The 23,259-nt window shown below is 69.1% G+C and carries 22 protein-coding genes; 10 read left to right on the top strand and 12 right to left on the bottom strand.

Annotated elements, in window-relative coordinates; all coding sequences use genetic code 11:
• Positions 1–286: 286 nt before the first annotated feature.
• From G6O54_RS04330 to G6O54_RS04320, 3 genes are read left to right on the top strand one after another with little or no spacing between them, the layout of a single operon-like run.
• On the top strand, positions 287–757 hold the full coding sequence (locus G6O54_RS04330; RefSeq protein ID WP_165220529.1) for a (2Fe-2S)-binding protein: 471 nt from the start codon (positions 287–289) through the stop codon (positions 755–757).
• Positions 754–2,916: a xanthine dehydrogenase family protein molybdopterin-binding subunit gene (locus G6O54_RS04325; protein ID WP_165220526.1), complete on the top strand. Its 2,163-nt coding sequence runs from the start codon at positions 754–756 to the stop codon at positions 2,914–2,916. Before G6O54_RS04330 ends, G6O54_RS04325 begins: the two co-directional genes overlap by 4 nt.
• 45 nt (positions 2,917–2,961) lie before the next feature.
• Positions 2,962–3,564, top strand: a complete 603-nt coding sequence (locus G6O54_RS04320) for a hypothetical protein (RefSeq protein ID WP_165220523.1) — start codon at positions 2,962–2,964, stop codon at positions 3,562–3,564.
• 73 nt (positions 3,565–3,637) lie between these two features.
• Here the strand turns inward: G6O54_RS04320 and G6O54_RS04315 are convergent, their stop codons facing one another.
• Positions 3,638–4,042 carry a hypothetical protein gene (locus tag G6O54_RS04315; RefSeq protein WP_165220520.1) on the bottom strand — a complete coding sequence of 135 codons (405 nt, stop codon included), beginning with the start codon at positions 4,040–4,042 and terminating at the stop codon, positions 3,638–3,640.
• A 167-nt stretch (positions 4,043–4,209) separates the two neighbouring features.
• Positions 4,210–5,238 (bottom strand): DUF1559 domain-containing protein, encoded by a 1,029-nt coding sequence (locus G6O54_RS04310; protein WP_165220517.1) that lies wholly within the window; start codon positions 5,236–5,238, stop codon positions 4,210–4,212.
• 511 nt (positions 5,239–5,749) lie between these two features.
• Here G6O54_RS04310 and G6O54_RS04305 point away from each other — a divergent pair.
• Positions 5,750–9,028 (top strand): tetratricopeptide repeat protein, encoded by a 3,279-nt coding sequence (locus G6O54_RS04305; protein ID WP_165220514.1) that lies wholly within the window; start codon positions 5,750–5,752, stop codon positions 9,026–9,028.
• 94 nt (positions 9,029–9,122) lie between these two features.
• Here G6O54_RS04305 and G6O54_RS04300 read toward each other — a convergent pair whose 3' ends face one another.
• From G6O54_RS04300 to G6O54_RS04255, 10 genes are all read right to left on the bottom strand, one after another.
• Positions 9,123–9,872, bottom strand: coding sequence for an SDR family NAD(P)-dependent oxidoreductase (locus G6O54_RS04300; RefSeq protein ID WP_165220511.1), 750 nt, complete (start codon positions 9,870–9,872; stop codon positions 9,123–9,125).
• A gap of 139 nt (positions 9,873–10,011) precedes the next feature.
• Entirely contained in the window at positions 10,012–10,218 is a 207-nt protein-coding gene (locus G6O54_RS04295) for a PDDEXK family nuclease (protein ID WP_165220508.1), read from the bottom strand.
• A gap of 748 nt (positions 10,219–10,966) precedes the next feature.
• The gene (locus tag G6O54_RS04290) at positions 10,967–11,305 is read right to left on the bottom strand and encodes a hypothetical protein (RefSeq protein ID WP_165220505.1); all 339 of its coding nucleotides are present in this window, start codon (positions 11,303–11,305) and stop codon (positions 10,967–10,969) included.
• Positions 11,302–12,237 carry a hypothetical protein gene (locus G6O54_RS04285; protein ID WP_165220502.1) on the bottom strand — a complete coding sequence of 312 codons (936 nt, stop codon included), beginning with the start codon at positions 12,235–12,237 and terminating at the stop codon, positions 11,302–11,304. The genes G6O54_RS04290 and G6O54_RS04285 overlap by 4 nt, the downstream gene beginning before the upstream one ends.
• Positions 12,238–12,394: 157 nt before the next feature.
• The gene (locus tag G6O54_RS04280) at positions 12,395–12,937 is read right to left on the bottom strand and encodes a hypothetical protein (RefSeq protein WP_165220499.1); all 543 of its coding nucleotides are present in this window, start codon (positions 12,935–12,937) and stop codon (positions 12,395–12,397) included.
• A 600-nt stretch (positions 12,938–13,537) separates the two neighbouring features.
• Positions 13,538–15,274, bottom strand: a complete 1,737-nt coding sequence (locus G6O54_RS04275) for a GspE/PulE family protein (protein WP_165220496.1) — start codon at positions 15,272–15,274, stop codon at positions 13,538–13,540.
• Between the two features lie 60 nt (positions 15,275–15,334).
• Positions 15,335–15,979: a hypothetical protein gene (locus G6O54_RS04270; RefSeq protein ID WP_165220493.1), complete on the bottom strand. Its 645-nt coding sequence runs from the start codon at positions 15,977–15,979 to the stop codon at positions 15,335–15,337.
• Positions 15,976–16,605 (bottom strand): GspMb/PilO family protein, encoded by a 630-nt coding sequence (locus tag G6O54_RS04265; RefSeq protein ID WP_165220490.1) that lies wholly within the window; start codon positions 16,603–16,605, stop codon positions 15,976–15,978. Before G6O54_RS04265 ends, G6O54_RS04270 begins: the two co-directional genes overlap by 4 nt.
• On the bottom strand, positions 16,602–18,113 hold the full coding sequence (locus tag G6O54_RS04260) for a hypothetical protein (protein WP_165220487.1): 1,512 nt from the start codon (positions 18,111–18,113) through the stop codon (positions 16,602–16,604). The genes G6O54_RS04265 and G6O54_RS04260 overlap by 4 nt, the downstream gene beginning before the upstream one ends.
• Positions 18,114–18,298: 185 nt before the next feature.
• Positions 18,299–18,769 carry a type IV pilin protein gene (locus tag G6O54_RS04255; RefSeq protein WP_165220484.1) on the bottom strand — a complete coding sequence of 157 codons (471 nt, stop codon included), beginning with the start codon at positions 18,767–18,769 and terminating at the stop codon, positions 18,299–18,301.
• A 255-nt stretch (positions 18,770–19,024) separates the two neighbouring features.
• On the opposite strand from G6O54_RS04255, the gene G6O54_RS04250 reads away from it, so the two are divergent.
• From G6O54_RS04250 to G6O54_RS04225, 6 genes are all read left to right on the top strand, one after another.
• Positions 19,025–20,119 (top strand): type II secretion system F family protein, encoded by a 1,095-nt coding sequence (locus tag G6O54_RS04250; RefSeq protein WP_165220481.1) that lies wholly within the window; start codon positions 19,025–19,027, stop codon positions 20,117–20,119.
• Positions 20,116–20,595, top strand: coding sequence for a type IV pilin protein (locus G6O54_RS04245; RefSeq protein ID WP_165220478.1), 480 nt, complete (start codon positions 20,116–20,118; stop codon positions 20,593–20,595). Before G6O54_RS04250 ends, G6O54_RS04245 begins: the two co-directional genes overlap by 4 nt.
• Positions 20,596–20,614: 19 nt before the next feature.
• A complete protein-coding gene (locus G6O54_RS04240) occupies positions 20,615–21,172 on the top strand; it encodes a hypothetical protein (RefSeq protein ID WP_165220475.1) in 558 nt (185 codons plus the stop codon).
• Between the two features lie 4 nt (positions 21,173–21,176).
• Entirely contained in the window at positions 21,177–21,779 is a 603-nt protein-coding gene (locus G6O54_RS04235) for a hypothetical protein (RefSeq protein ID WP_165220472.1), read from the top strand.
• 13 nt (positions 21,780–21,792) lie between these two features.
• The gene (locus tag G6O54_RS04230) at positions 21,793–22,161 is read left to right on the top strand and encodes a hypothetical protein (protein WP_165220469.1); all 369 of its coding nucleotides are present in this window, start codon (positions 21,793–21,795) and stop codon (positions 22,159–22,161) included.
• A gap of 166 nt (positions 22,162–22,327) precedes the next feature.
• Positions 22,328–23,044, top strand: coding sequence for a DUF3568 family protein (locus G6O54_RS04225; RefSeq protein WP_165220467.1), 717 nt, complete (start codon positions 22,328–22,330; stop codon positions 23,042–23,044).
• The last annotated feature ends 215 nt before the right edge of the window (positions 23,045–23,259 follow it).

Below are 23,259 nucleotides of genomic sequence, written 5' to 3'. Positions count from 1 at the left end.
GCATGATGACCCGGGCGCGATCATCGCCGGCCCGATGCTCCCGTGCAAGCGTCGCCCGCGTGGCGGCCGTGAACATCGGAGCGTACGAACGGAAATCCGCCGAAATCCCTCCCGCCCCGGCCCCGGCCCCGGCCACGCCGCGGTGGCGAGGGCTCGGCGGGCGGCCGCCATCTTGCCTTTGACCGGTCACGGCGTATGATCTTCCCGCAGCAGTTCGACCCTCTCCCGCGATCGGCCGCGTCGCTCCGCCGCGCTGACAGGAACTGGACAACGGGAGGCCACATCCGTGATCAAGCTCAACGTGAACGGCCAGGAACGCGCCGTGGAGGTCGCGGACGATACGCCCCTGCTGTGGGTCCTCCGCGAGACGCTCGGCCTGACCGGGACGAAGTTCGGCTGCGGCATGGCCGTCTGCGGCGCCTGCACCGTCCACCTCGACGGCGAGGCCGTCCGGTCCTGCGTCACGCCCGTGCGGCGGGCCGCCAACAAGAAGGTGGTGACGATCGAGGGCCTCGCCCCTGACCTGAGCCATCCGCTGCAGGCGGCCTGGATCGAGCAGGAAGTGCCCCAGTGCGGCTATTGCCAGTCGGGCCAGATCATGGCCGCCGCCGTGCTCCTGCGCGAGACCCCGAGGCCCACCGACGACGACATCGACGACGCCATGTCCGGCAACCTCTGCCGCTGCGGCACCTACCCGCGGATCCGCAAGGCGATCCACGCCGCGGCCGAGATGGCGGCGAAGGGGGCCGAGAAATGAGCGAGATCGTCAACGTCAGCCGACGGGACTTCCTCCGCACCGGCCTGCTCGCGGGGGGCGGCCTGGTGCTGGGCCTGCACTTGCCCTCGCTCGCCCCGGCGCGGCCGCCGGAGGCCAGGGAAGAGCCGTTCGCGCTCAACGCCTTCGTGCGGATCGGCCCCGACGACTCCGTGACCGTCCTCGTCAACCACTCGGAGATGGGGCAGGGGCCCTACACGAGCGTCCCGATGCTGGTCGCCGAGGAGCTCGACGCCGACTGGTCGAAGGTCCGATTCGCGGCGGCGCCGGTCGCGGCGGTCTATAACCACACCGTGTACGGCGTCCAGATGACCGGCGGCAGCACCAGCACCTGGACCGAGTGGGAGCGCGTGCGCAAGGCCGGGGCGGCCGCCCGGGCCATGCTCATCGCCGCGGCCGCCGCCGAATGGGGCGTCGAGCCGGCGACGTGCGGCACGGAGCCCGGCCGCGTGGTCCACGCCGCCTCGGGCCGCCGGATTCCTTACGGCAGGCTGGCGGAGAAGGCCGCCGACCTGAAACCGCCGGAGCATTTCGCCCTCAAGGATCCGAAGGATTTCCGGATCGTGGGCAGGTCGACCCATCGGCTCGACACCCCGGACAAGGTCAACGGCGGCGCCGTCTTCGGCCTGGACGTGCAGCTCCCGGGGATGCTGGTCGCCCTGGTCGCCCGCCCGCCGGTCCTGGGCGGCAAGGTCAAGTCCTTCAATGCCGACAGGGCCCGCGCCGTGCCCGGGGTCAGGCACGTCCTGCAGATCCCTCGCGGGATCGCCGTCGTCGCCGATGGTTTCTGGCCCGCGAAGAAGGGGCGAGAGGCGCTCGAGGTGGACTGGGACGATGGGCCGCTCTCCGGCCTCGACAGCCGGGCCCAGCTCGAACATTATGCCGAGCTGGCGAAGCAGCCCGGCGTGGCAGCGCGCAAGGTCGGCGACGCGGCCGAGGCGCTGAGGAAGGCGGACAGGACGTTCGAGGCCGAGTACGACCTGCCCTACCTGGCCCACGCGCCCATGGAGCCGCTCAACTGCGTCGCGGACGTGCGGGCCGATCGCTGCGAGGTCTGGGTCGGCACGCAGTTCCAGACGGGAGATCGCGACGCGGCGGCGCAGGAGTCCGGCCTCAAGCCGGAGCAGGTGACGCTGCACACCACCCTGCTCGGCGGGGGCTTCGGCCGACGGGCGGTGCTGGACGGCCACTTCGTCCGCGAGGCCGTGCAGATCTCCCGGGCCGTGGGGGCCCCGGTGAAGGTGATCTGGACCCGCGAGGATGACACCCGCGGCGGCTATTATCGCCCGCGGGCGTATCACGCCGTGCGGGCGGCGCTGGACGCGTCCGGGGCGCCCGCGGCCTGGGAGCACCACGTGGTCGTCCAGTCGTTCCTCGTCGGCACCCCCTTCGCAATGCTCATCAAGGACGGCGTCGACATGACGGCCGTGGAAGGGGCCGCGGACCTGCCGTACGCCATCCCGAACATCCGCGTGGACTGGCATCAGGCGCCGGAGGGCGTGCCGACCCAGTGGTGGCGGTCCGTCGGCCACTCGCACACGGCCTTCGTCGTCGAGACGCTGATCGACGAGCTGGCGCACGCGGCCGGCAAGGATCCCCTCGAGTTCCGCCGCGGCCTGCTCGGGGAGCACCCGCGGGTCCGGCGCGTGCTGGAGTTCGTCGCCGAGAAGGCGGGCTGGGGCCGGCCGACGCCGCCGGGCCGCGGCCGCGGCATCGCCGTGCACGAGTCGTTCGGGAGCTACGCCGCACACGTCGCGGAGGTCTCGGTCTCCGAGGCCGGCAAGGTGCGGGTCCACCGCGTCGTCGCCGCCATCGACTGCGGCCCGGTGGTGAACCCGGACACGATCCTCGCCCAGCTCGAGGGGGGGACGGCCTTCGGCCTGACCGCGGCACTCCACGGCGAGATCAGCTTCGAGAACGGGCGGGTGAAGCAGCGGAACTTCCACGACTATCCGCTGCTGCGGATGCACGAGATGCCCGTCGTCGAGCCGTACATCGTGCCCAGCACCGACAGGATGGGCGGCGTCGGCGAACCGGGCGTCCCGAGCGTGGCCCCGGCGCTGGCGAACGCGATCTTCGCGGCCTGCGGCAAGCGCCTGCGACGACTACCAATCCGGGCGGCCGACCTGAAGTCGGCCTAGGACCGAGCCGGCGAGTCATCCCGTGCGTCCCCGAGGAGCCCCATCATGACCGGCCTGCCGATCCGTCGCGTCCTCCTGCTCCTGGCCGTCGCGTCCGCGGCCGCCGTGGCCTTCGCCGCCCGCCGCGATGCGGCCGCCCTGGCGCGACCCGCCGAGAAGGACGACGCCGGGGCCCGCGCGGCGTTCCTCGACGTGTACAGGGTCCTGATGCACCCGCGCTGCATGAACTGCCACCCGTCCGGCGACGCCCCGCTCCAGGGGGATGACAGCCACGTGCATCTTCAGAACGTCAAACGCGGGGATGACGGCAAGGGGAAGTACGCGCTGAAATGTGCGAACTGCCACCAGGACACCAACCTCCGGGGCGAGAACCTGCCGCCGGGCAACCCGACGTGGCACCTGCCGCGCAAGGACCAGCCGCTCGTCTTCCAGGGGAAGAGCCCGCGCGAGCTGGCCGACCAGCTCAAGGACCCCGGTCGAAACGGCGGCAAGTCGCTGGAGCAACTGGTGGAGCATGTCAGCCACGACAAGCTCGTCCTGTGGGGGTGGGAACCCGGCGATGGCCGCACCAAGCCGCCGCTCCCGCACGACGAGTTCGCCCGGCGATTCCGCGACTGGGTGGAGAAGGGCGCCGCATCCCCGGAATGAACCGCGGCCGGCCTGCCCGTGCCAGAAGCTCCCCGAGGCCGGCATGCATCGACGGCATGGACGCGTCGTCGCCTCAGTCCGGGTCGTTGCGGAGCACGGCGGCCGTGGGCTGGGTGGCGACCTGGTAGACGGCCTTGATGGACTGCGGTTTGCCTTTCGGGGCCTTCACGCTCAGCTCGACGGGCACGTCCACGACGGGGCCGGTCTGTCGTGCTTCCCCGTCGAGAATCCTGTATTCGATCAGTGCCATCCCGCGGGCCTGCGCCGGGTCCACGAAGCGGAGGGGCGGATCCCGGCGCGAGAGCTCGGCGACCTTCCCGCCCGACCAGGCGTCCAGGGCGGTGCGGGTCAGGGCGAGGGCCTCATCGGAGGTCGGGGCGTAGCCGGTGCCCGTTTGCCCGCCGCATCCCGCGGCCGTGGCGAGTCCGAAGCCCAGGATGAGGGCCGCGGTGGTGCGGCCCCGAATCGATCTCGACATCGTCGCGGCCCCCGCGTAGTGCTTTGTCACAGCTTGATGTTCGGGTTGGCAGCAGGACAGGCAGGAATGCCTGTCCTCCGAAATCTCCAACACACCTGGCTTTAAACCCGGGGGGACAGACATTCCTGTCTGTCCTGCAACCCGAATTCCGAGTGTTGACCGAGCACTTAATACGCGTCGGCGCTGAGCACTTCGCCGCCGGCGACGGTGCCGAGGGCGCGCCAGGTGTAGCCGTCGATCGTGCTCTTCACGAACCGGACCGAGCCGTCGCCCATCAGGGCGTTGACGCCGCCGGGATGGAAGCTGCGGGCCGTCGCCGCGGCGAAGGTCGGCCTCCCGAGCTTCTCCCGGCTGCTCGTCAGGTCGACGTCGGCGTAGATCTTGCCGGGGCCGCCCGGGATCCGCTTGTTCGGCGGCCAGGCCGTGGTGATCCCGGTGTGGTGCGAGCCCGACTCGAACCACTGCGTGCGGCCCTCTTCGACGCGGAGGGCGCAGCCGCCGAGGTACTCCGGCGCGACCGTGTAGGGATCGGCGTTGGGCGCCGGGATGTTGTCCGGATCCTGGATGTTCGCCAGCGCCGGGCAGTCGCGATAGTAGGTGACGAATGCCTTGCCCTCGGACATCAGCAGGGTGTTGCTGAGGCCGTCCTGGAACTCCGCCCACCGCCGCGACATGTTCGGGCCGAACGCGGAACGCCCCCTCCGCGTGTTCCCGAGCCCGCCCCAGACGAACCAATCGCCCGTGACGAACCCGTAATTCGCGATCCCGTACCGCGTGCCGTCGGTGAGGTCGCGCGTGCTCGGCCGCACCTCGCTCGGGCAGACGAGGAACCCGATGAGCGCCGAGGAGACCGTCGTGTTGGGCGGCGTCTGCATGTCGACCGTGAAGTTGATCGTGTCGAAGAGCGGCCCCTGCTCGGCGAAGGGCATGATCCGGGCGTGCGCCCCGAAGCCATTGGACCACGTGACCACGCCCGCCGACGGGCCGGCGAGGACGACCTGCGGCGGCAGCGCGTTGATCGTCTGCTCGTAGTTGTGCAGCGCCAGCCCGAGCTGCTTCATGTTGTTGGTGCACTGGGCGCGTCTCGCCGCCTCCCGCGCCGACTGGACCGCCGGCAGCAGGAGCGCGATCAAGACCGCGATGATCGCGATGACCACCAGCAATTCGATGAGCGTGAAGGCGGGGCGTCTGGCCATGGGGCGAAGTCCTGTGGGGTTCGGTGCTCGGGATCGGAAGGGCCGGTCCCAAGCAAACGTGATACCACGGATTTCGCTGGCCGTAGGATCGGGCTGTCAAGAAACTTGCGCGATCCTTGTGGTCGCGTTCGACGCGATCGCCTGGCGAGGATTTCGCCGTCCGCGACGATTTCCTGTCCGCGCCGGCGCCTCGAACGCCGCAAGGGATAGGGGGGGAAGAGCCCGGAGCCAGGGGTGCCGACCGATGTCTCCAGGGGGATGCGCACCACGATGATTCGCCGTGAAACCAGCCAGCGTCCTTCTCAGCCTCCGTTCGCGGTTCGAAAGGAATGTCCGGCCGCATTTTGGGACCGGCCAGTCGAGCCAGGGCGGAGCGACCGCCACATGCTCCCGAAGTTGCATCGCGTGGTCGATGCCCGCATAATTGGTTCGCGAACATCAACGGTCTCAGCTCCTTGACGCCCGTTTCGGGCTCCCCGCGGCGTCCCCGGCCAACCTGAGAGGCTCCGCCATGAATGGGGATGATCTCAAGAAGCTCCATCAGGCCATCCTCGGCGCGTTCGACGAGGCCGGGCTTCGGCAGATTCTGAGGTTCCGCCTGGACCTGGACCTCGACCAGATCGTCGGCCCGGGCCCATTCTCGACGCGGGTCTTCAACCTCTTGCAGTATGCGATCCAACAGGGCTCGATGCCCGACCTCATCGCCGCGGTGGCGGCGGAGCGGCCGAGGCGGGACGATATCCAGGAGCTGTTCCGCACCTTCACGACCCAGCTTGCGACCAGGGCTGGCCAGCAACCGGGCGACGACAAGGTCGCCGCGGACTACGAAAGGGTCTTCCACGGCGAGCCCGCCATCGACGTGCAAAGGTCCGGCGCCAGTGAGGGCGTCGTCCCGGCCAGGGCGCCGGGCCTGGAGCGGACCATCCGCGCCGACCTCGGGTTCTTCGATGCGGCAATCTGGAGTCGAAACCTCCAGACGGCCCAGGGGCAGGTCTGCCGAGTCGAGCTGAACGGCCCGACACCGACCATGGGGACCGGGTTCCTCGTCGGCCCGGATCTCCTCCTGACGTGTTACCACGTCCTCGAGACCGTCATCCTCGGCAAGAGCCCGGCCTCGGCCGTCCGGTTCCTGTTCGACTACGCGAGGGAGGGGGCGGGAGGCGCGGCCGAGGGCATCCAGGTCGGGCTCTCCGGCGCGACGGGCGCGGGCAAGCCATGGCTGATCGGCAGCGCGCCGTACTCGGAAGGAGAGAAGAAAGGGAACCCGGACTCACCGCCGCCGGTCGCCGGCGAGTACGACTACGCGCTGGTGCGACTCGACCGCGAGATCGGCAACGAGGTGTTCCCCGTGACGCAGTCGCCGCGCGGCTGGGTGGAGGTGCCGCAGCAGCAGCCGGCCCTCGAGGGGCTGGCTTACCTGATGATCCTGCAGCATCCGAAGGGGCTGCCGCTGAAGCTGGCCATGGACACCGAGCCACGAGTCGAGCCGATGTTCGGCGGGCTGAGGGTGCGGTACGCGATCAACACCGAGGCGGGCTCATCCGGCTCGCCCGTCTTCGACAAGGACTGGCGGCTGGTCGCCCTGCACCACTACGGCGACCCGGAATGGGGGCATCCGAAATACAACCAGGGGATCCCGATCGGGCTCATCCGGACCGACCTGGCGTCCCGGGTCGGGTTGGTCCTCCCCGCCGCCGCTCCGAAGCCGCCGAAGCTCCTCGCGGCCTCGGAGGCCATCGAGGCCGTTTCGAAGGCCATCGAGGCGAACCCGTCGATCGGCCGGGATGAACTCGACGCCGTCGTCGTCAGCGCGATGCGGGCTCCGGCGGCGGCTCCAGGCCCTCTCCACCTCTCCCGGCCGGTCCGCGACGTGATCGACCGGAAGCTCGACGCCGCCGATCGCCAGCTCGCGGGGGACCTGGAGAAATCCGACGACCCGGTTCCGACCGCCGCTGATTCCAAGGGGCAACTCGCATCGGTCAACAAGCCCTGCAACATCCCGCTGCGATCGATCGGCAGGCGGTTCAAGGGCCGCGACCAATTCCTCGCCAACCTCCGCGCCCAGCTCGGCTCGCCGGACGTCACGGCGGCGGCCATCGTGACCACGTTGGCCTTGCATGGTCTGGGGGGCGTGGGCAAGACGCGGGCCGCGGTCGAGTACGCCTGGCGGCAGATCGACGACTACGCCGCGCTGCTCTTCGTGGCGTCGCCGGACGGGGCGGAGCTGAGGGCCAACCTGGCGGGCCTCGCCAAGGTCCTCGGGGTCTCGTCGGAGACGGCCCCGGCCGAGGAACGACTGTCGGCGGTGCTGGCGTGGCTGGAGGCCAACCGCGGCTGGCTTCTCATCCTGGATAACGTGGATACCGAGGAAGCGGCGAAGGAGGTCGAGAAGACCCTCCCACGCCTGAGGCAGGGTCATGTGTTGATCACCTCGCGGGTCGGCAACTTCAGCCCCGCGGTGGCGCCGCTGGAGATCGATGTACTGGATCAGTTGGATGGAGTGTCGTTCCTCCTGGAGCGGACCCCCAGGCGGCGGCAGCAGCCCGACGACCCCGACCGGGCGGCCGCGATCGCGGACGAGCTGGGGGGCCTGGCGCTGGCGCTGGAGCAGGCCGGGGCGTACATCGAGAAGAAGCGGCTGTCGTTGGCCGAGTACCTGCGGCAGTGGGAGGAGAAGCGCCGCGAGGTGCTCGCGTGGCACGACGAGCGGCTGATGGGCTATCCGGCGAGCGTGGCGGTGACGTGGGAGACGACCTTCGCGCAGCTCGCCGAGGCGGAGCGGCGGCTGCTCGACGTGCTGTCCTGGCTGGCCGCGGACCCTGTGCCGCTGTTCCTGATCGAGTCCGGGCCGCTGGTCGAGGCCCTGTCCGAGCCGCGCGAGGCGCTGGCGGGCCTGATGGGCTACTCGCTGGCGAGATACGATGCGACGGGAGAGGCGGTGCTGGTCCACCGCCTGGTCCAGGAGGTGACGCGGGGCCGCATCCCTAAGGCCGACCGCGAGGAGACGCTGGTGCTCGCACTCCTCGCGGTGAACGACGTCGCGCAGGACGACTCCGGCGATGTCCGCACATGGGACACCTGGGCACTCCTGGCTGCCCATGCGGATGTGGTTAGCCGACATGCGGACGAATATAAGATCGCAGAGCCGACGTCTAGGTTGATGCGCGATCTTGGCATGTATTTTTACAGACGTGGCAGGCACCTCGTGGCCGAATCGCTGATGAGGCGATCGCTGGTAATCATTGAGGCGAGGTACGGGCCCAACCACCCGCGCGTCGCCATCGGTCTCAATAACCTCGCGACGCTGCTGCAAGACACGGACCGTGTAGCCGAGGCCGAGCCGCTGATGAGGCGGGCGCTGGCGATCGACGAGGCGATCTACGGGCCCGACCACCCCCGCGTGGCCATCGGTCTCAACAATCTGGCGGCGCTGCTGCGAGACACGGACCGTATGGCCGAGGCCGAGCCGCTGATGAGGCGGGCGCTGGCGATCGACGAGGCGAGCCACAGACCTGACTACTCGCGCCTCTCCAAGGAGCTCAACAACTTGGCGGCGCTGCTGCGGAACACAAACCGCCTGGCCGAGGCCGAGCCGCTGATGAGGCGAGCGCTACAATTCGTTGTAAGAATCCAAGGGCGGACCGCCGACGAGCACCCGAGGCTTCGGACCGCAGTAGACAACTACATGAGCCTCCTAGAAGCCATGGGGAAGTCGCCTCAGGAGGTCGAGCAGCAGTTCCGCGCGGTGATCGAGGCCGTGTCTCGGGATGCTCCAAGCCCGGCGACCTGATCCGTGGGCTCGATGAGTCCGCGTTGCCCGGTAATCGGCGAGCCGGCTTTCGCCGACCCGGATTTCGGAAGTGGTCGGCCCCGATCTCGCGGTATCAATGAAACCCGCCGCCGATGAAGAACGTCTCGCCGGTCACCCAGGAGGAATCGTCGGAGGCGAGGTAGACGGCGGCCGGGGCGATGTCATCGGGCTGGCCGATCCGGCCGAGCGGGGTCTGGGCCTCGATCTGCTGCCGCCATTCGCTGTCGGGGATGCCCTGGGCGTGGGTGCCCTCGGTCTCGACCATGCCGGGGTTGATCGAGTTGACCCGGATCTTCCGCGGGCCGAGCTCCTGGGCCAGGGACCTCGTCACCGCGTCCACCGCGGCCTTGGTGGCGCTGTAGACCGACGCGGTCGGCGGGGCCGCCGTGGCGGCGACCGAGCTGATGTTGATGATGCTCCCCCCATCCGGCCCGAACTGCCTGGCCGCCTCCTGAGTCGCCAGGATCAGCCCCAGCACGTTCAGGTTGAACATCCCGTGGAAGTGCTCCGGCGTGATCTCGTCGAGCGCGGCGAACTGGTAGACCCCCGCGTTGTTGACCAGGATGTCGAGCTTGCCGAACGCTTCCTTCGACCTCGCGAAGAGCCGGCGGACCTCCGCCGGCTCGGCCAGGTTGGCCTGCACCGCGACCGCCTTGCCCCCCTTCGCCTCGATCTCCTTCACCGTGCGGTCCGCCCCCTCCTTGCTGGACGCGTAGTTCACCACCACCGACGCCCCCGCCGCCGCCAGGTGCCGCGCGATCGCCGCGCCAATCCCCTTGGACGCACCCGTCACGATCGCCACCCTGCCGTCGAGCTTGCCCATCGCATGGCCCTCCCCTTGATGAAAAACCGACCGAACGCGGACATCCTAGGCAGGGATTTCTTCGAGGCAAGTACTAACCTTATTGTAAGTACTCGGGGACGGAGCGAGCCGGAGGCGACAGCAATCCTCGCGTCGGTGCTCAGGGGAAGAGGCGATCCACGGCGATCCGCCAACCGGGGACGGCCGGCTCGGCGTCGGCTTCCTGGCCGGGGAGGTAGGTCGTCGGATGATCGCGATCCTCGGCGTGGTAGGCGTGGACGTGACGTGCGATCGGGTCGACGTCCCAGACGACGAGGGTGCCGGCGGCGAAGTCGTCGGGGCGGCCGCTCGGCAATGACTTCCCCATGATGACACCCCAGCAAGGCTGGACCTGCCGCTCCCTGGAATCGCCGAAGGAACTGGTCGGTCTCGGCGACCTCTTCTGCCGGGCCCACGATGAGCAAAAGCTCGTCCGGCGACGGACCGGAGATGGGTCGGAGGGGCCAGAACGATCTGCCATGGAGCATCGAGCAGATGAACGGCCGTCATCCGACAACTCGGGTGTATCGGCGACGTAAACGCCTCGACTCGGGATCAGTCATGGGCACGGCGGTGGCAGGGGCCTCTACCGAGATGGAAGGCGGATGAGGGGCGGTTCGCCCCTCTTGAGTCGAGTCGCGGAGCCCGAGCGTTTCGCAGATTCAGGTGGGGGGAGACCGTGGCGAGTCGTGTGAGGAGGTCGGCCCGAGGAGTCCGAGGTATCGCAGGGCAAGGGGCAACCTGCCGAGGAATGTGAGCCCAGCCGCTGCTAGCTCGTCGGCCAGTTCGGCATGAGGCTGTTCTGCAGAGCTCTTGTCTTTCCAGAAATCCGCGCTGTTTGTGCTCGTAAACAGGATCGGTTGGGGGTAATTCGCGGCGGTGAGGCGACGAGACAATTCGAGGTACGTCTCCAGGTGGATCGAGTCCTTGATCTGCGTATTGTGAGACGGCCTCTGCTTCCGCTTCACGCGCTGGAGCGCACGCAAGACACAGGCCGGATCCTCGCGGAGGACGGTGGAACCGCGGAGGAGCGACTCCGCCAGCTTGGTCAGGCGATCGACGAGGTCCGGGTCGTTCTAACTCGGTCGGAGGGTCGCCAGGGGGCGGCCCAGACGCTCCCAGGATCGATGGATCTCCGGAATCTGGTCGTCGGTCTTCCTGAGCCATTTCTCCAGCTCGTTGCGGACTTCCTCGCGACGCTGGAGCCATTCCCACACGACCAGCGATGTCACGATGAGCCGGAGTCGATCGGGCGTGTTGACCAGGATGTCGGAGAGTCGCCGAGTTACCTCGATGAGATCGACGCCCCCCCGGTTACCGGCGGTGATGACATCCAGAAACACGCAGGTATCCAGGCAAAGGAGCGGCTTCGGGGCAGCGATGAGCTCGGACGCGAGGGCCTCGATGCTCTTCATCGCTCCGCCCGCGCCTCGTCGTAGATGCTGAGCAAGGCGCGTCCCCGCTGATAGTCCTCGACGAGCCTTCGCCTCTCGGGTTCCTGCCAGCCCTGGCCTGCGAGCCAATCGGAGAGCATGGGTCCATCAACCACCGCATCATCCGCATGCGACGCGGCGACGAATTCGTTCCATCTCAGGATGTCGAGGGGATGCAAGGCGTTCTTGTTGGCGGCGTCGGAGAAGCCCGCCAGCCGGCTCATGGTCTCGACCGGCAGCAGATCCTCGAGCGACGGTCCACGTGGGGGATCGTAGAGAATCGGGCGAGCCTTGAGCCCTTGAGTCATCGGCCCGACGAATGTCTCCTCGAAGTCCTCCAGGATCGCGTTGTGCCGATCGATACTATAGGCTTGGCCGGCTCCGAGCGGGACGATCGACGATACGTAGATCTCGCCGGCCCCGCGGGGTTCCAGCCAGATGGCAAACTCCGGATCGTCCGGGCCCAGCTTCCTGGAGAAGCAGTAAGCACCAGCCCCGCGTGCCCTCAGTTTCCTCGCCCGAAACTCGAGGTCTTTGCGCCGGTCCCAGCCCGTGGGCGACCCGGATTCGATCCTCCGGTTCAATGCCTCCATCTCCGCGGCCGGCCCCTTGATGATCATCTCGAGGGGGGTGTCGGGGGCCCGCCGGTCGGGTCCCGACACCTGGGGCCCGCCGCCGATCTCGTCAAGGATTGCCTGGGCCCGCTTGATATCCGAATCCGGTCCGAGGTCGATGACCACGAAAGCCGGTCGGCCATCAAGGATCACGGCTTCCCCTTCCGATGCTACCGAGATGTGACCATCCCGGAGCGCCTTGACGACGGAGTCGACCCGATCCGCAGCGACGATGACATAGGGGCCGGCAGTCCCGTCAGTGGATACGACGAGCGGTGTTTCGGTGGAGCTGGTGCTCACGCAGCCCTCCTGGTCGTGCATGCAGCCGGGGAGACGTCCACAGACATCGGGACATGGAAGCTCACCCTCAATGATCCGTATCGCCATTCGGCCGACCGTGATTCTATCACGGACCGGGATCCCGGGGCAGGAGAAGAGCCCCCGAGAATCGACGCCTTCAACCGGATGCGACCCGCGGCTGGTTCACGAGGAAATGGACGAGATCGCGGGGCGTCCGGATGGACCCGTAGAAGGGGTTCTTCTCGTAGTCATCGAAAGATCGCCCGGCACGACGGGCCGTCTCGACGACCAGGTCTTCCAGGTCCTCGTCGTCGATGGAGAGGACCTTGTCGAAATCGTCGTCGGCGCGGAGCGACAGCACGCCGTGACGGAACCGGCAGCAGGGTTGGAGCCCCTCGAAGACGGCGCGGATCACCCAGGTGTCGATCGTCCGATAGTCGAACGACCGAGCGAATGTGCAGATCGATTCCCCGGGCCGCTCGGCCGCGAGCCGAGAGAGCCGGTCGTCGAGGATCCTTCCCATGGCGGTGAGGAAAAGCCCGGCGATCACGACGATGGCGGGGGCGATGATCAGGATGACCGGGCAGAGGAAGGCCAGTCCAGCGAAGATCACCGCGCAGGTGGTCGAGCAGCCGAGTGTTTCCTGCCAGGTCATCGGGGCCGATCGAGATGGCGGCATCATCCGGGAGGGTTTACGCATGAGATGATCCTTGAATCGAGGGACGACACGCCTCGCAGCACCGCCACTCGTGCTGGAGCCATCGGCACGGCCAGTCGTACTCGATCGAGTCGGCGATGCGGGCGGCGTAAGACAGAACGGCGACGGCCGCGACGGCCATCATCAGTCCTCGGGTCGATATCCGGGGGAATCGCATGGCTGCCGTGAGCCTTTCGCCCTGTGGGGCCGTTGGCCGTCGATGGCTCCACTTTAAGGCGAGCTAACCCGGAGCGGAGCGCCCAGGCCCGGCGATCCGATGTCGGCTTTTCCGCGCGATCGCGCGAAATCCGTTCGCTGGCGTGAAACCGACGGACCGTATTTGAGGATTATTAGGAGAGGGGGGCAATTGCGCGCGAAGCGCAGAGCCTCGACGCGGCTCCTTGGCAATCCGGTTTCGGGATCAGGAATGGGGTTCCGCCGGCCCGCGGGGAGACGACGCGGGCCGGCGGAAGATGGGAAAACCGGGCCCACGAACGAGGCGGTTTCATGGCGCAAGTCGTTAAATGGAATATGGTAACGTCGCGATGGGTTCGGTCGTCAAGGTGACGAGCGAACCCAAGCCGGGTCCGCCGGGGCGAGGGCTTATTCCTCCTCGGCCATGGTGACGCTGAGGGCGGCCTCGAGGCTGGTGAAGCCCTGGCGGACCTTGTCGATGGCGCAGTCGTAGAGCATCTTCATGCCCTCCTCGCGGGCGGCCTTGCGGAGCTGGTCCAGCGGGGTCCGCTTCTGGATGAGCTGGGTCAGCCGCGGGGTGATGCGGATGATCTCGAAGACGCCGACGCGGCCGCGGTAGCCCATCCGGCGGCACTGGAGGCAGCCCTTGGGGCGGTAGATCACGTCGCCGGGGGTCAGCCCGTGGCGCTCGGCGAGCTGGTCGTCGACCTCGTAGGGCTCCTTGCATTTCGGGCAGAGGCGGCGGACCAGCCGCTGGGCCTCGAGCACGCGGAGGGTGCACGACAGCAGGAACGGCTCGATGCCCATGTCCTGGAGGCGGGTCACGGCGGAGAGGGCGTCATTGGTGTGGATCGTCGAGAGCACGAAGTGGCCCGTGAGCGCGGCGCGGAGGCAGATCTCGGCGGTCTCCTGGTCGCGGACCTCGCCGACCATGATGATGTCCGGATCCTGCCGCAGGAAGGCCCGCAGGGCGGAGCTGAACGTCAGGCCGACCTGGCTCTTCACCTGGACCTGGTTCATCCCCTTGAACTTGTACTCGACCGGGTCCTCCACGGTGCAGATGTTGTGCCTCGGCTCGTTGAGGAGGTTGAGGCAGGCATAGAGCGTGGTGGACTTGCCGCTGCCGGTCGGGCCGGTCACCAGCGCCAGGCCGTGGGGGGAGCGGATCGACTCCATGAGGTCGATGGACTGGCGTTCGTCCAGGCCGAGGTTGGTCAGGTCGAGCGGGATCGCCGCCTTGTCGAGGATTCGCATGACCATCTTCTCGCCGTGGACGGTCGGCACGGTGTTGACGCGGAGGTCCACCCGCTTGTCGCCGGACTTCAGGCCGATCGCGCCGTCCTGGGGGATCCGCTTCTCGGCGATGTCCATCTTGGCCAGCACTTTGAGGCGGGAGAGGAGCATGACGAAGACCGACTTCGACGGCGAGGGGAGCTCGTGGAGGATGCCGTCGATCCGGAGCCGGAACTTGCTGCCGTCCTCGAAGGGCTCCATGTGGATGTCGCTGGCGCCGTTGCGGAGGGCCTGCTCCAGGAGCTGGTTGACCAGGCGGACGATCCGGCCGTTCTCGTCGTTGGGCGGGGGCGTGTCCAGGTTGAGGATGTTCTCGTCGCCCTCGGCCTCGCGGGGGCCGTCGTCGAGGAAGTCGCTGCCCCCCTCGCCGATGGCTTTGCTCTCGCGGTTGGCGCGGTAGAGGACCTCGAGATGCGCCTCCACCTGGGAGAGGGGGGCGATGAGCGGGTTGATCCGGAAGCCGGTCAGGAGCTGGAGCTCGTCGACGACCCCCATGGACTCGGGCGAGACGAAGGCGACGTCGAGGACATCCTCGCGGAGGCCGACCGGGCAGAGGTACTTGTCGGTGCAGAGCTTCTCCGGGAGGAGGCTGGCGAGCTCCTTGTCGATGGCCGAGGGGTCGGCGAGCTGGGGGGCGCGGGGGAGGAAGAGGTCGTCGGCATAGATGTCGGCGACCTCCCGGTCGGCGATGTGGCCGCCGCGGATCAGGGTGACTTCCGGCAGATGGCCCGGGCCGGCCTTCTCCACGATCTCGCCCAGGGTCTCGACGTGCTTGAGGTCGAACCGCTCGCTGCGAGAGAGGAGTTCCAGGATCAGGGGCTGGACGCCGGTGCTGTCGAGGGCGGTGCTCATGAAGGTCGTGCTCTACCTTGATCGGTTGCGATTCCCTACGGAGGAGCCCGGGGGCGATCGTCAGCGTCGCGGAGGCGCCGCTCCGGTCCGGGGCGGTCCGGGGCCGGCGCCGGGGATCACGGGGCCGCCGCGAGAGCCCGCGCGGGGGGCGGCCGCGCGGCCGCGGGGCGGCGCCGACGCGGCGCCGCGAGGGGCCGAGGCGGCGGCCGGGTTGGGGGCGGAGAGGTCCTCCGGATACCCGAGGGTGTAGCGGGTGCCGCCGGCGACGAGGACGACGTGGGCGGGCCCGACCTGGGCGACGGCGAGCGGCGTCTCCGCGTCGTCCGGGCCGTTGATCCGCTGGCCCTGGCGATAGAGCCGGCCGTTGATCGAGGCGAGCTGGGTGCGCCCCTGGACGAAGGTGGCGTTCAGCGTCAGGCCGCGGACCGTCGCCATCAGCGGGTCGGCGGCGCCGTCCGCGCCGGCCGGGCGTCCGTCGCCATTCTCCGGATCGACCCGGACCACCACGGTGAAGGGGTTGCGGCCCCGGTCCGGGATCGGCGCCTCGGCGACCGCACCGGCGGCCTTCGGCGGGGGGGCGGCGGGGGCCGCGGCCGGCGGCGAGAACGCGGGCGCCGGGGCGGCGGAGATCGCGTAGGCGGCATAGCCCATCGCGGCCATGATCAGGAGGGTCGGGGTCAGTCGCAGGAGGGCCCGACTGCTCATGATTTCACCCCCGATCCGGTCGCCGCGACCGTGGATGGGCCCGCGGCCGCCGGCTTGCCCGCGCCCGGCCTGTCCTTGCCCGGCGAGGCGTCGGCCAGGCTGAGCAGGTCGAGGGTGATGGCGAGCCGATCCGAGGACTTGGCCGGCTCGACCTTGAGCGCGTCGATGCGGAGCAGTCGGCGGTCGTTGTGGACCCAGGCGAGGAAGGCGTCCAGGTCCTCGTAGGATGCCTCCACCTGGAGGTGCAGGCCGATGGCCTGGAGGACGCCCAACTCCTTCACCTTCAGCGGCTTCAGGTCCACGAGCTTGACCGGGGAGCTGCGGACCTTGGCCATCACGTACTGGATCAGCTCGTTGGGGCCGGCCTGGGGGGGGACCTGGTCGTCGAAGGGGGCCAGCCGCTTGCGGAGGTCCTCGATCTGGGCGGCGGTGGCGGCCCGCTTCCGCTCGCCGTCGATCTGGCCCGAGGTCGCCGTCATCCGGTCGGTGGTCGGGGCGTAGAAGCCGAAATACCAGGTCGCCAGCAACGCCGCGGCCAGCGCGAAGCGGAGCCGCAGCGGGTCGCGGAGCTGCCCGAGGATGAGCCGCCCGGCGGATGATCCGGCGGGCTTCTCCGGCGAGGTCATCTGGGCCTGCCCTTTCCCGTCGCCTCGGCCCCGGGGAGGCAGACGACGCTGTACTGGGCCACCGCACCCTTGTCGTTGTTGAGCGAGCCGGTGCGGAGGCCGGAGACCTCGATGGTGGGGAAATGGCCGAGGATCGCCGGCTCGGCGCGGAGCTCGGAGATGAACCGGTCGATCTCGCCGGGCATCGAGCCGTCGGCGCCCAGGGGGGTCGCGAAGTTGACGATGAACTGCTTCTTGCCCTTGCCGAGGCCGCCCTTGCTGCCCAGGTCGGTCTCGTTGTCGCCGACGAGGGACGTGATGATGGTGGTGTCCGGCGTGTCCTCGGCGATGATCCGGAGCTGGGTCGACCAGTCGAGCCGGGACTGGCGGAAGGCCTCCAGGGTCTTGAGCCTCGTCTCCAGGAGCTTCTTCTCGGCGTCCAGCTTCGACTGGTCCTGGTCCTTCAGCCAGGTGAAGGCCGCGGCCTCGGCCCGGGCGGTTCGATACCGGGTGTCGACGTCCGCGGCGGCGGCGTGGAGGATCAGGGAGACGCCCGCGACCATGGCGCCCTGGAGGAGGACCTCGGCCCAGGGGAAGATGTCGCCGATCGGGACCGGCGGCTTGAACTCGCGGGCCAGGTTGTGCCCGTCGGCCTCGGTCAGCGGGTTGTTGAGGGCGACGCCCATGGCGGCCGAGGCGATGTCGTGGTCCGGCCCCGGGAGGCGGAGGAGCCGGGATCCGGTCCGCTTCCGGAACTTCTCCGGGTCGATCGCGAGCTCGAGGTCGGGCCGGCCGTGGAGATAGACGCGGTCGACCGGGGCGGCGATCTTGCTGTGCCGGCCGAGCATCCAGAGCGTGGAGTGGGCGGCCAGGACCGACGCCGTCTCGTCGCCGGGGGCGAGGTCGAAGCCGTGCCAGAAGAGGGGCTGGACGCCGACGGCCGCGATGCCGATGGCCCGCCGCTTGCCCAGGAGGAAGCGCATGGTCAGTTGCCGCCCGCGGGGCGCGGGGGCGACCGCCGCGGCGGCCCGCATCAGGCCGGCGGGCGAGGGCTCCAGGATGGCCAGCCGGGCCCCCATCTGGCCGAACATCTCCGCCAGGGCCGCGACCAGCGCCCGCGGACAGGCGCAGAGGCAGGCCAGCGGGTTCTTCCCGACGTCGAGCTTGATCAGGTCGAGGATCCGGTCCTCGGCCCTGAGGTTGGTCGACTGCACGGCCTCGAGGAAGAAGTTCTGGGGCGAGGAGAGGCGGTTGGAGGGGGTGATCGCCATGGCGGACTGGAAGACCCGAGACTCCGGCAGGGCGACCTGGACCCAGGGCCCGGGGTGTCTGGAGTGGGCCGGGGGGAGCCACGGCCGGAGCAGGTCGTGGACGGCGGCAGGGAGGGCGTCGCCCTCATACTCTCGGAGGTCGCGGACGACCTCGCGGCGGCCCCTCGGCGTGGTGGCCACGACGCTGAGGGCGACCTGCTGCTGGCCGATGACCAGGCCGATGGCGGGCCGATGTTGCAGCCAGTTGCGGGAGGCCAACGCGGTGCTCCAGGCTCGGCGGCCGGCCCGGGCTCGGCCCGGGCCTTCTCGGGATGGATTCGGGTGAAGCAGAAAGGGCGGGCGGATCCGATCCGTCCGCCCTGGCCGGGTGAGCCGGCGGTCCGGGGCGGCCGTCATGAGACGCCCGCTCCGGGGGAGTGCGACGAGACGACGGGGGGGGCGGATCAGGAGCCGCCGCCGCCGCTGCCGCCGCTGGAGTTGGCCGAGTTGTTGCTGATCGGATTGATGTCGCCCATCGTGCTGATGGTGGAGTTCGCGGTGTCATAGCCCTGGTCCGTGAAGGTCACGGTGTAGGCCCCGTAGCCCGCCGATGCGCCGGTGCGGGTGAGCGTGAGGGTCCAGGTGCTCTGGGTCGCCGTGATCGCGCCGACGGCGAAGTAGGCCGGGGCGGGATACTGGATGTCCAGCTTGGTGACGTCAGAGGAGTACTCGCCGTACTGGGCGAGATACCGCTCCTGGGACGACCGGACGGCCGCGAGGTAGGCGAAGGCTTCCGAGGCCTTCGACCGCTCCACCGACTTGAGGAAGCGGGGGACGCCGAAGGCGGCCAGCACGCCGATGATGACGATCACGACGGCGAGCTCGACCAGGGTGAAGCCCTTGCGAGCCTTGGGGTAGGGCAGACGATGGGTCATGGTGTCGCACTCTCCTTCTAGGACATCTTCACCCGGGGGACTTCCGCCGGGAACAGTGCAACCCTAGGTCACGCCGTGCGTCCGTCAAATCGAGGCGGGATCGAGGGGGATTGGGCCCGCGACGAGGACGCGCACGCCTCGCCCGCGGGCGTGGCCTAGAGTTGAGAGTGGGTGTCGACCGCGTGGATGCGCCGCCGCTAGGGAGCAGTTTTCCGACAGGTGGGATCGCCCCGGCCGGGGCGCGAGGAGGTCGCCTTGCCGTTCGATGAATGGGTCGTGGCACACGCCCGGGTCTCCAAGAAGCCGCACCGCGCCGCCAAGCTCGAGGACACGCTGGCCTTCTTCCACCAGCTCTCCACCCTGGTCGGCTCCGGGACGCCGCTCCTCCAGTCGCTCAAGATCGCCACGGCGCAGACCGAGAGCGTGAAGCTCCGGGCCATCCTCGAGCAGATCACCGCCAAGGTCGCCGCGGGCAGCACCTTCCACGCCTCGGCCGCGGCCTATCCGCAGGTCTTCGAATTCGCCTGGATCGAGGCGATCCGCACCGGCGAGGTGACCGGCAAGATGGCGATGGTCCTGGTCGAGCTGAACAAGCAGATCCGCGACTCCCGCGAGACCAAGCGGAAGGTCAAGGGTTCGCTCATGTATCCGTGCGTCCTGATCTGCGTGGCGGTGATCGCCGTCACGGTCATGCTCTGGATGGTCGTCCCCACCTTCGCCAAGATGTTCAACGACATGGGGGCCAAGCTGCCGGCGATCACCCAGTACGTGGTCGACGCCTCGAACGCGATCGTCGCCTACGGCCATTACGGGGTGATCACGATCGTCGTCGTGGCCGTCGCCTTCCGCAAGTTCATGAAGACCGAGGCCGGCCGCCGCTACGTCGGCGGCTGCCTGATGATCCTGCCGACGATCGGCGAGCTGATGGTGCAGATGGCGATGTACCGGTTCGCCTCCAACCTCTCCCTGCTGCTCAAGAGCGGGGTGCCGATGATGGAGACCATGAACACGATCAAGGGGATCTTCCAGAACGACCCCTTCTATCGCGACGCCCTCGAGCGGGTGGGCTCGCGGGTGGCCGCGGGCAAGTCGCTTTACCTCTCGCTGCAAGAGACGGGCATCTTCCTGCCCATGCTCACCAACATGGTGCAGGTGGGGGAGGAGTCCGGCCAGCTCGCCCTGGTCATGGAGCAGGTCGCCCCCTTCTACAAGGAAAAGATGGAGTCCATGATCCTCAAGGTGACCAAGATGCTGGAGCCCATCATCATCATGTTCATGGGCACCACGATCGCCGGCCTGATGCTGGCGATCTACATGCCGATGTTCGAGATGGCGGGGAACGTCAAGTGAGGCGCCCGGCGGCGGGGAGCCGCGATGAGGCCGTGGCCCGGGGCTCGGGCCGCCCCCGTGGCTATACCCTGGTCGAGTCCATGGTGGTGCTCGTCATCATGGGCATCCTGATGAGCATGGCCCTGCCCAGGTTCAGCCGGGCGCTCGAGTCGTCGCGGCTGGACGTCGCCGGGGCCAACCTCCGGGCGATCTGGACGGCCGAGCGGATCTACTGGCTGCGCAACCGCACCTACACGGCGGACCTGACCCAGCTCTCCGACCTGCTCGACCCGTCGATCAACATCGCGGCGCCATCCAGCCCGGACGCATACTACTATTACGGCGTCGCCGCGGCGGACCCGTCCTCGTTCGCGGTGACCGCGACGCGGATCAACAGCAGCTCCTGGACGGGCACCCTGACGATCACGCAGGACGGCAAGGTGTCCGGGACGCTCTCGCGAAGCGGCGAGCAGGACATCCGGGTCGGGTTCGAGTGAGACGAGTTGAGGCGGCGCGATGTGGAGAGTCGGTCCCAGCCATCCCGATCGGTGCGAGGCCACGCGGCGGTCGAGGCGGGCGTCGCTGCTGCTGGAGATGGAGATCGCCTTCGCGGTCCTGGGCGTCATGCTGGCCGGGCTCTGCCCGTACGTGATCACGCAGATCCGCCAGGCCCGATACCTCGAGCGGGAGCAGCCGTTGACCTCGGCGAATTCCAGCGTCTATCACGCGATCAAGCCGTACAGCATCACGTCCGTGACCATGCGCAAGAACCCGTTCGTGGAGGACGGCGGCCTGCAGACGGCCACGGCCGGCCCGCTGTTCTACTACCAGATCACCCCCTGGACCAACCGATGGACGCGGAAGCTCGCGGGGAGGGCCAGGATCACCCAGTGGGCCTACGACAGCCAGCACGAGGCGTGGGAGGCGAGCACCCAGGTCGTGCCGGCCACGAGCCCGGCGGCGGCGACCTTCACGCCCTCGTCGAGCACCCTGACCCTGTCGGCCTTCCGGCCCGACGCCTCCGTCGGCCGGAATGGCGTCTCGGCGGTCGTCGGCGCGAAGGGGGGGCCCTGACCCCGTGTGGACCGCCAGTCGCTGTCGCACGATCGGCCGGAGGCGGAAGGCGCGGGACCGCCGGGGGGGCTTCACGGTCGCGGAGATGGTCGTGGCGACCGTCCTGAGCGGGATCCTGGCGCTGCTCCTGGCCGGGGCCGTGGCGGCGTTCGCCAGGCCGGCCGCGGAGGTCGACGGCCGCACCAGGCTGGCCCTGGAGGCATCGCTGGCGGCGGAGGCGCTCTGCCGCGACCTGGGCGGCTATCTCACCCCCGACGGCGGCGGGTCGCGGGGGACGCTCGCCGACTGCCGGCTCACGGGGGCCCCGCCGACCGACGTGGGCGCCGCGCTGACGCTCACGTTCTCGGGCCTGGGAGAGGTGAGCCAGTACACCGTCACCTACCAGCAGGTCGGCACCGAGCTCGTCCGCAGCCAGACGCCCGGGACCGCCCCGGTGGCCGTCGCCCGGCACGTCGCCGGCTTCCTGGTCGAGCCGGGCGCCGGCGGCCCGAAGATCACCCTGACCTTCCAGTATCCCGATCCCCGGCCCGACCCGGCCGCGCCGGGCCGCGGGGCCGTCCCGAGCTTCCAGGGCGTGTACGTCTTCCAGGTGCAATGGCCGGACTGAGGTCGGACATGACATGAGGATCCTCCACGGTGCACATCGTCCTCGTCGCGGTTCCTCGCTGACGATCGTGCTGCTCTTCCTGGTCCTGCTCCTGAGCCTCTGGGCGGCCGTCTATCGGACCACGGCGAGCTTCCTCCGGGCCGAGTCCGCGCGGGTGCGGCGCGACGACCTGGACGCCGGCGAGCTCGACGCGATCGGCCTGGCGATCCTGTACCTGGACAGGACTCCGGCCATGCCCCGGGCGACGACGTCCTACGGGGTCACGGTCCAGGGCAAGGACTTCACCGTGACATTCACCCCGGGGTCGGGGGCGTCGGACTGGACCGTCTCCGCCGCGCCGGGGACCTGCTACACACCGCTCCCGCCCATCCCGCAGAACTGACCGGGCGGGCCCGCCGATCGTCAGCCCCGGCCGTCTCGCCCCGGCCGGCACAATCATTGAAGCCGGCGCCTCCGTCGCGACGAAACCAGGAGGGACCAACCCGCGCGAGGGCCGCCGATGGATTGGCGGCGCGGCGAGCGGGCATCCGAGCGATCGAGGCGGGGTGATGCGCCGGAACGTTGCCATTGCGGCTACCATGCTGATCGGGCTGACCCTGACCGTGAGCGGGTGCGCCCTCCCCGGCTGGTATCGCGCCGTGGGGAGCATCCCGGGGGTCGCCGCCAGCGACTACGCCTTCTACAACTTCTGCGGCGTCTCTTCCCAGGTCTTCCAGTTCCCGCTCCCGCAGGTCGAGAGCGCGGCGCTCGAGGCCCTCCGCGACCTGGGCTTCACGCACATCCACCCGGCCGAGCCCGAAGGGGACGAGGCGAAGGCCATGACCGCGAAAGCGCCGGACGGCCGTACCACGACGATCACCCTCACGCCCCAGAACGCCATGACGAACATGCGGATCACGTTCGGCCCGGCGCACATCGGCGACGAGGACCTGTCCCGCGACGTCCTGCGCCGCGTGGCCCTGAATTTCGGGACCCTGCCGCGAGACTACATGCCCATGGAGCCGACCCTGACCCGCCGGTCCAATCACCCGGCCCCGGTCCCGCCGCCGGTCGCCGGCGGAGAGCCCCCCATCACCCTGGAAGGGGAGGGACTTCGCCCGGGCCAGGATTCCGGCATCCTGCGGCCGGAGTTCACCGCGCCGGTCACCGGCGAGGGCTCGGGGATCATCCCCCCGCCGTTCGACCCGAACCGGCCCTATTACCCCGGCCAGGTGGTCAGTCCTTACGGCCCGAGCTACTTCGGCGGCGGCCAGTTCCCCCTCTAAACGCGTCGAGGGGGAAGGGCGAGGTCGCGGAAGCCAGGATCGCGGAAACCAAGGCAGGTCCGGCCGCCCCGTCGCAGGGCGGCCGGACCTTTGCGCGTGTCCTGGCCGTGCGCGTGCCTGGCCAGGTGCTTCAAGGGGTTTATCCTGACGCTTCGGCATAACCGGCAATTCTTCACGGACCATCATCATCGGAACAATGCTTAAGTTTGCCCTTC

Origin of the sequence: Aquisphaera insulae, from assembly GCF_011064615.1 — a bacterium.
GTDB lineage: Bacteria > Planctomycetota > Planctomycetia > Isosphaerales > Isosphaeraceae > Aquisphaera > Aquisphaera insulae.
The sequence above is the reverse complement of the archived record's forward strand: the minus strand, read 5'-3'. Positions and strand labels throughout refer to the sequence as shown.

What these genes read in the sequence shown, in the direction of transcription:
- G6O54_RS04325 (WP_165220526.1), top strand. Translation starts at nt 754, where the DNA reads ATGAGCGAGATCGTCAACGTCAGCCGACGGGACTTCCTCCGCACCGGC.
- G6O54_RS04320 (WP_165220523.1), top strand. Translation starts at nt 2,962, where the DNA reads ATGACCGGCCTGCCGATCCGTCGCGTCCTCCTGCTCCTGGCCGTCGCG.
- G6O54_RS04315 (WP_165220520.1), bottom strand. Translation starts at nt 4,042, where the DNA reads ATGTCGAGATCGATTCGGGGCCGCACCACCGCGGCCCTCATCCTGGGC.
- G6O54_RS04310 (WP_165220517.1), bottom strand. Translation starts at nt 5,238, where the DNA reads ATGGCCAGACGCCCCGCCTTCACGCTCATCGAATTGCTGGTGGTCATC.
- G6O54_RS04305 (WP_165220514.1), top strand. Translation starts at nt 5,750, where the DNA reads ATGAATGGGGATGATCTCAAGAAGCTCCATCAGGCCATCCTCGGCGCG.
- G6O54_RS04300 (WP_165220511.1), bottom strand. Translation starts at nt 9,872, where the DNA reads ATGGGCAAGCTCGACGGCAGGGTGGCGATCGTGACGGGTGCGTCCAAG.
- G6O54_RS04295 (WP_165220508.1), bottom strand. Translation starts at nt 10,218, where the DNA reads ATGGGGAAGTCATTGCCGAGCGGCCGCCCCGACGACTTCGCCGCCGGC.
- G6O54_RS04290 (WP_165220505.1), bottom strand. Translation starts at nt 11,305, where the DNA reads ATGAAGAGCATCGAGGCCCTCGCGTCCGAGCTCATCGCTGCCCCGAAG.
- G6O54_RS04280 (WP_165220499.1), bottom strand. Translation starts at nt 12,937, where the DNA reads ATGCGTAAACCCTCCCGGATGATGCCGCCATCTCGATCGGCCCCGATG.
- G6O54_RS04275 (WP_165220496.1), bottom strand. Translation starts at nt 15,274, where the DNA reads ATGAGCACCGCCCTCGACAGCACCGGCGTCCAGCCCCTGATCCTGGAA.
- G6O54_RS04270 (WP_165220493.1), bottom strand. Translation starts at nt 15,979, where the DNA reads ATGAGCAGTCGGGCCCTCCTGCGACTGACCCCGACCCTCCTGATCATG.
- G6O54_RS04265 (WP_165220490.1), bottom strand. Translation starts at nt 16,605, where the DNA reads ATGACCTCGCCGGAGAAGCCCGCCGGATCATCCGCCGGGCGGCTCATC.
- G6O54_RS04255 (WP_165220484.1), bottom strand. Translation starts at nt 18,769, where the DNA reads ATGACCCATCGTCTGCCCTACCCCAAGGCTCGCAAGGGCTTCACCCTG.
- G6O54_RS04240 (WP_165220475.1), top strand. Translation starts at nt 20,615, where the DNA reads ATGTGGAGAGTCGGTCCCAGCCATCCCGATCGGTGCGAGGCCACGCGG.
- G6O54_RS04230 (WP_165220469.1), top strand. Translation starts at nt 21,793, where the DNA reads ATGAGGATCCTCCACGGTGCACATCGTCCTCGTCGCGGTTCCTCGCTG.
- G6O54_RS04225 (WP_165220467.1), top strand. Translation starts at nt 22,328, where the DNA reads ATGCGCCGGAACGTTGCCATTGCGGCTACCATGCTGATCGGGCTGACC.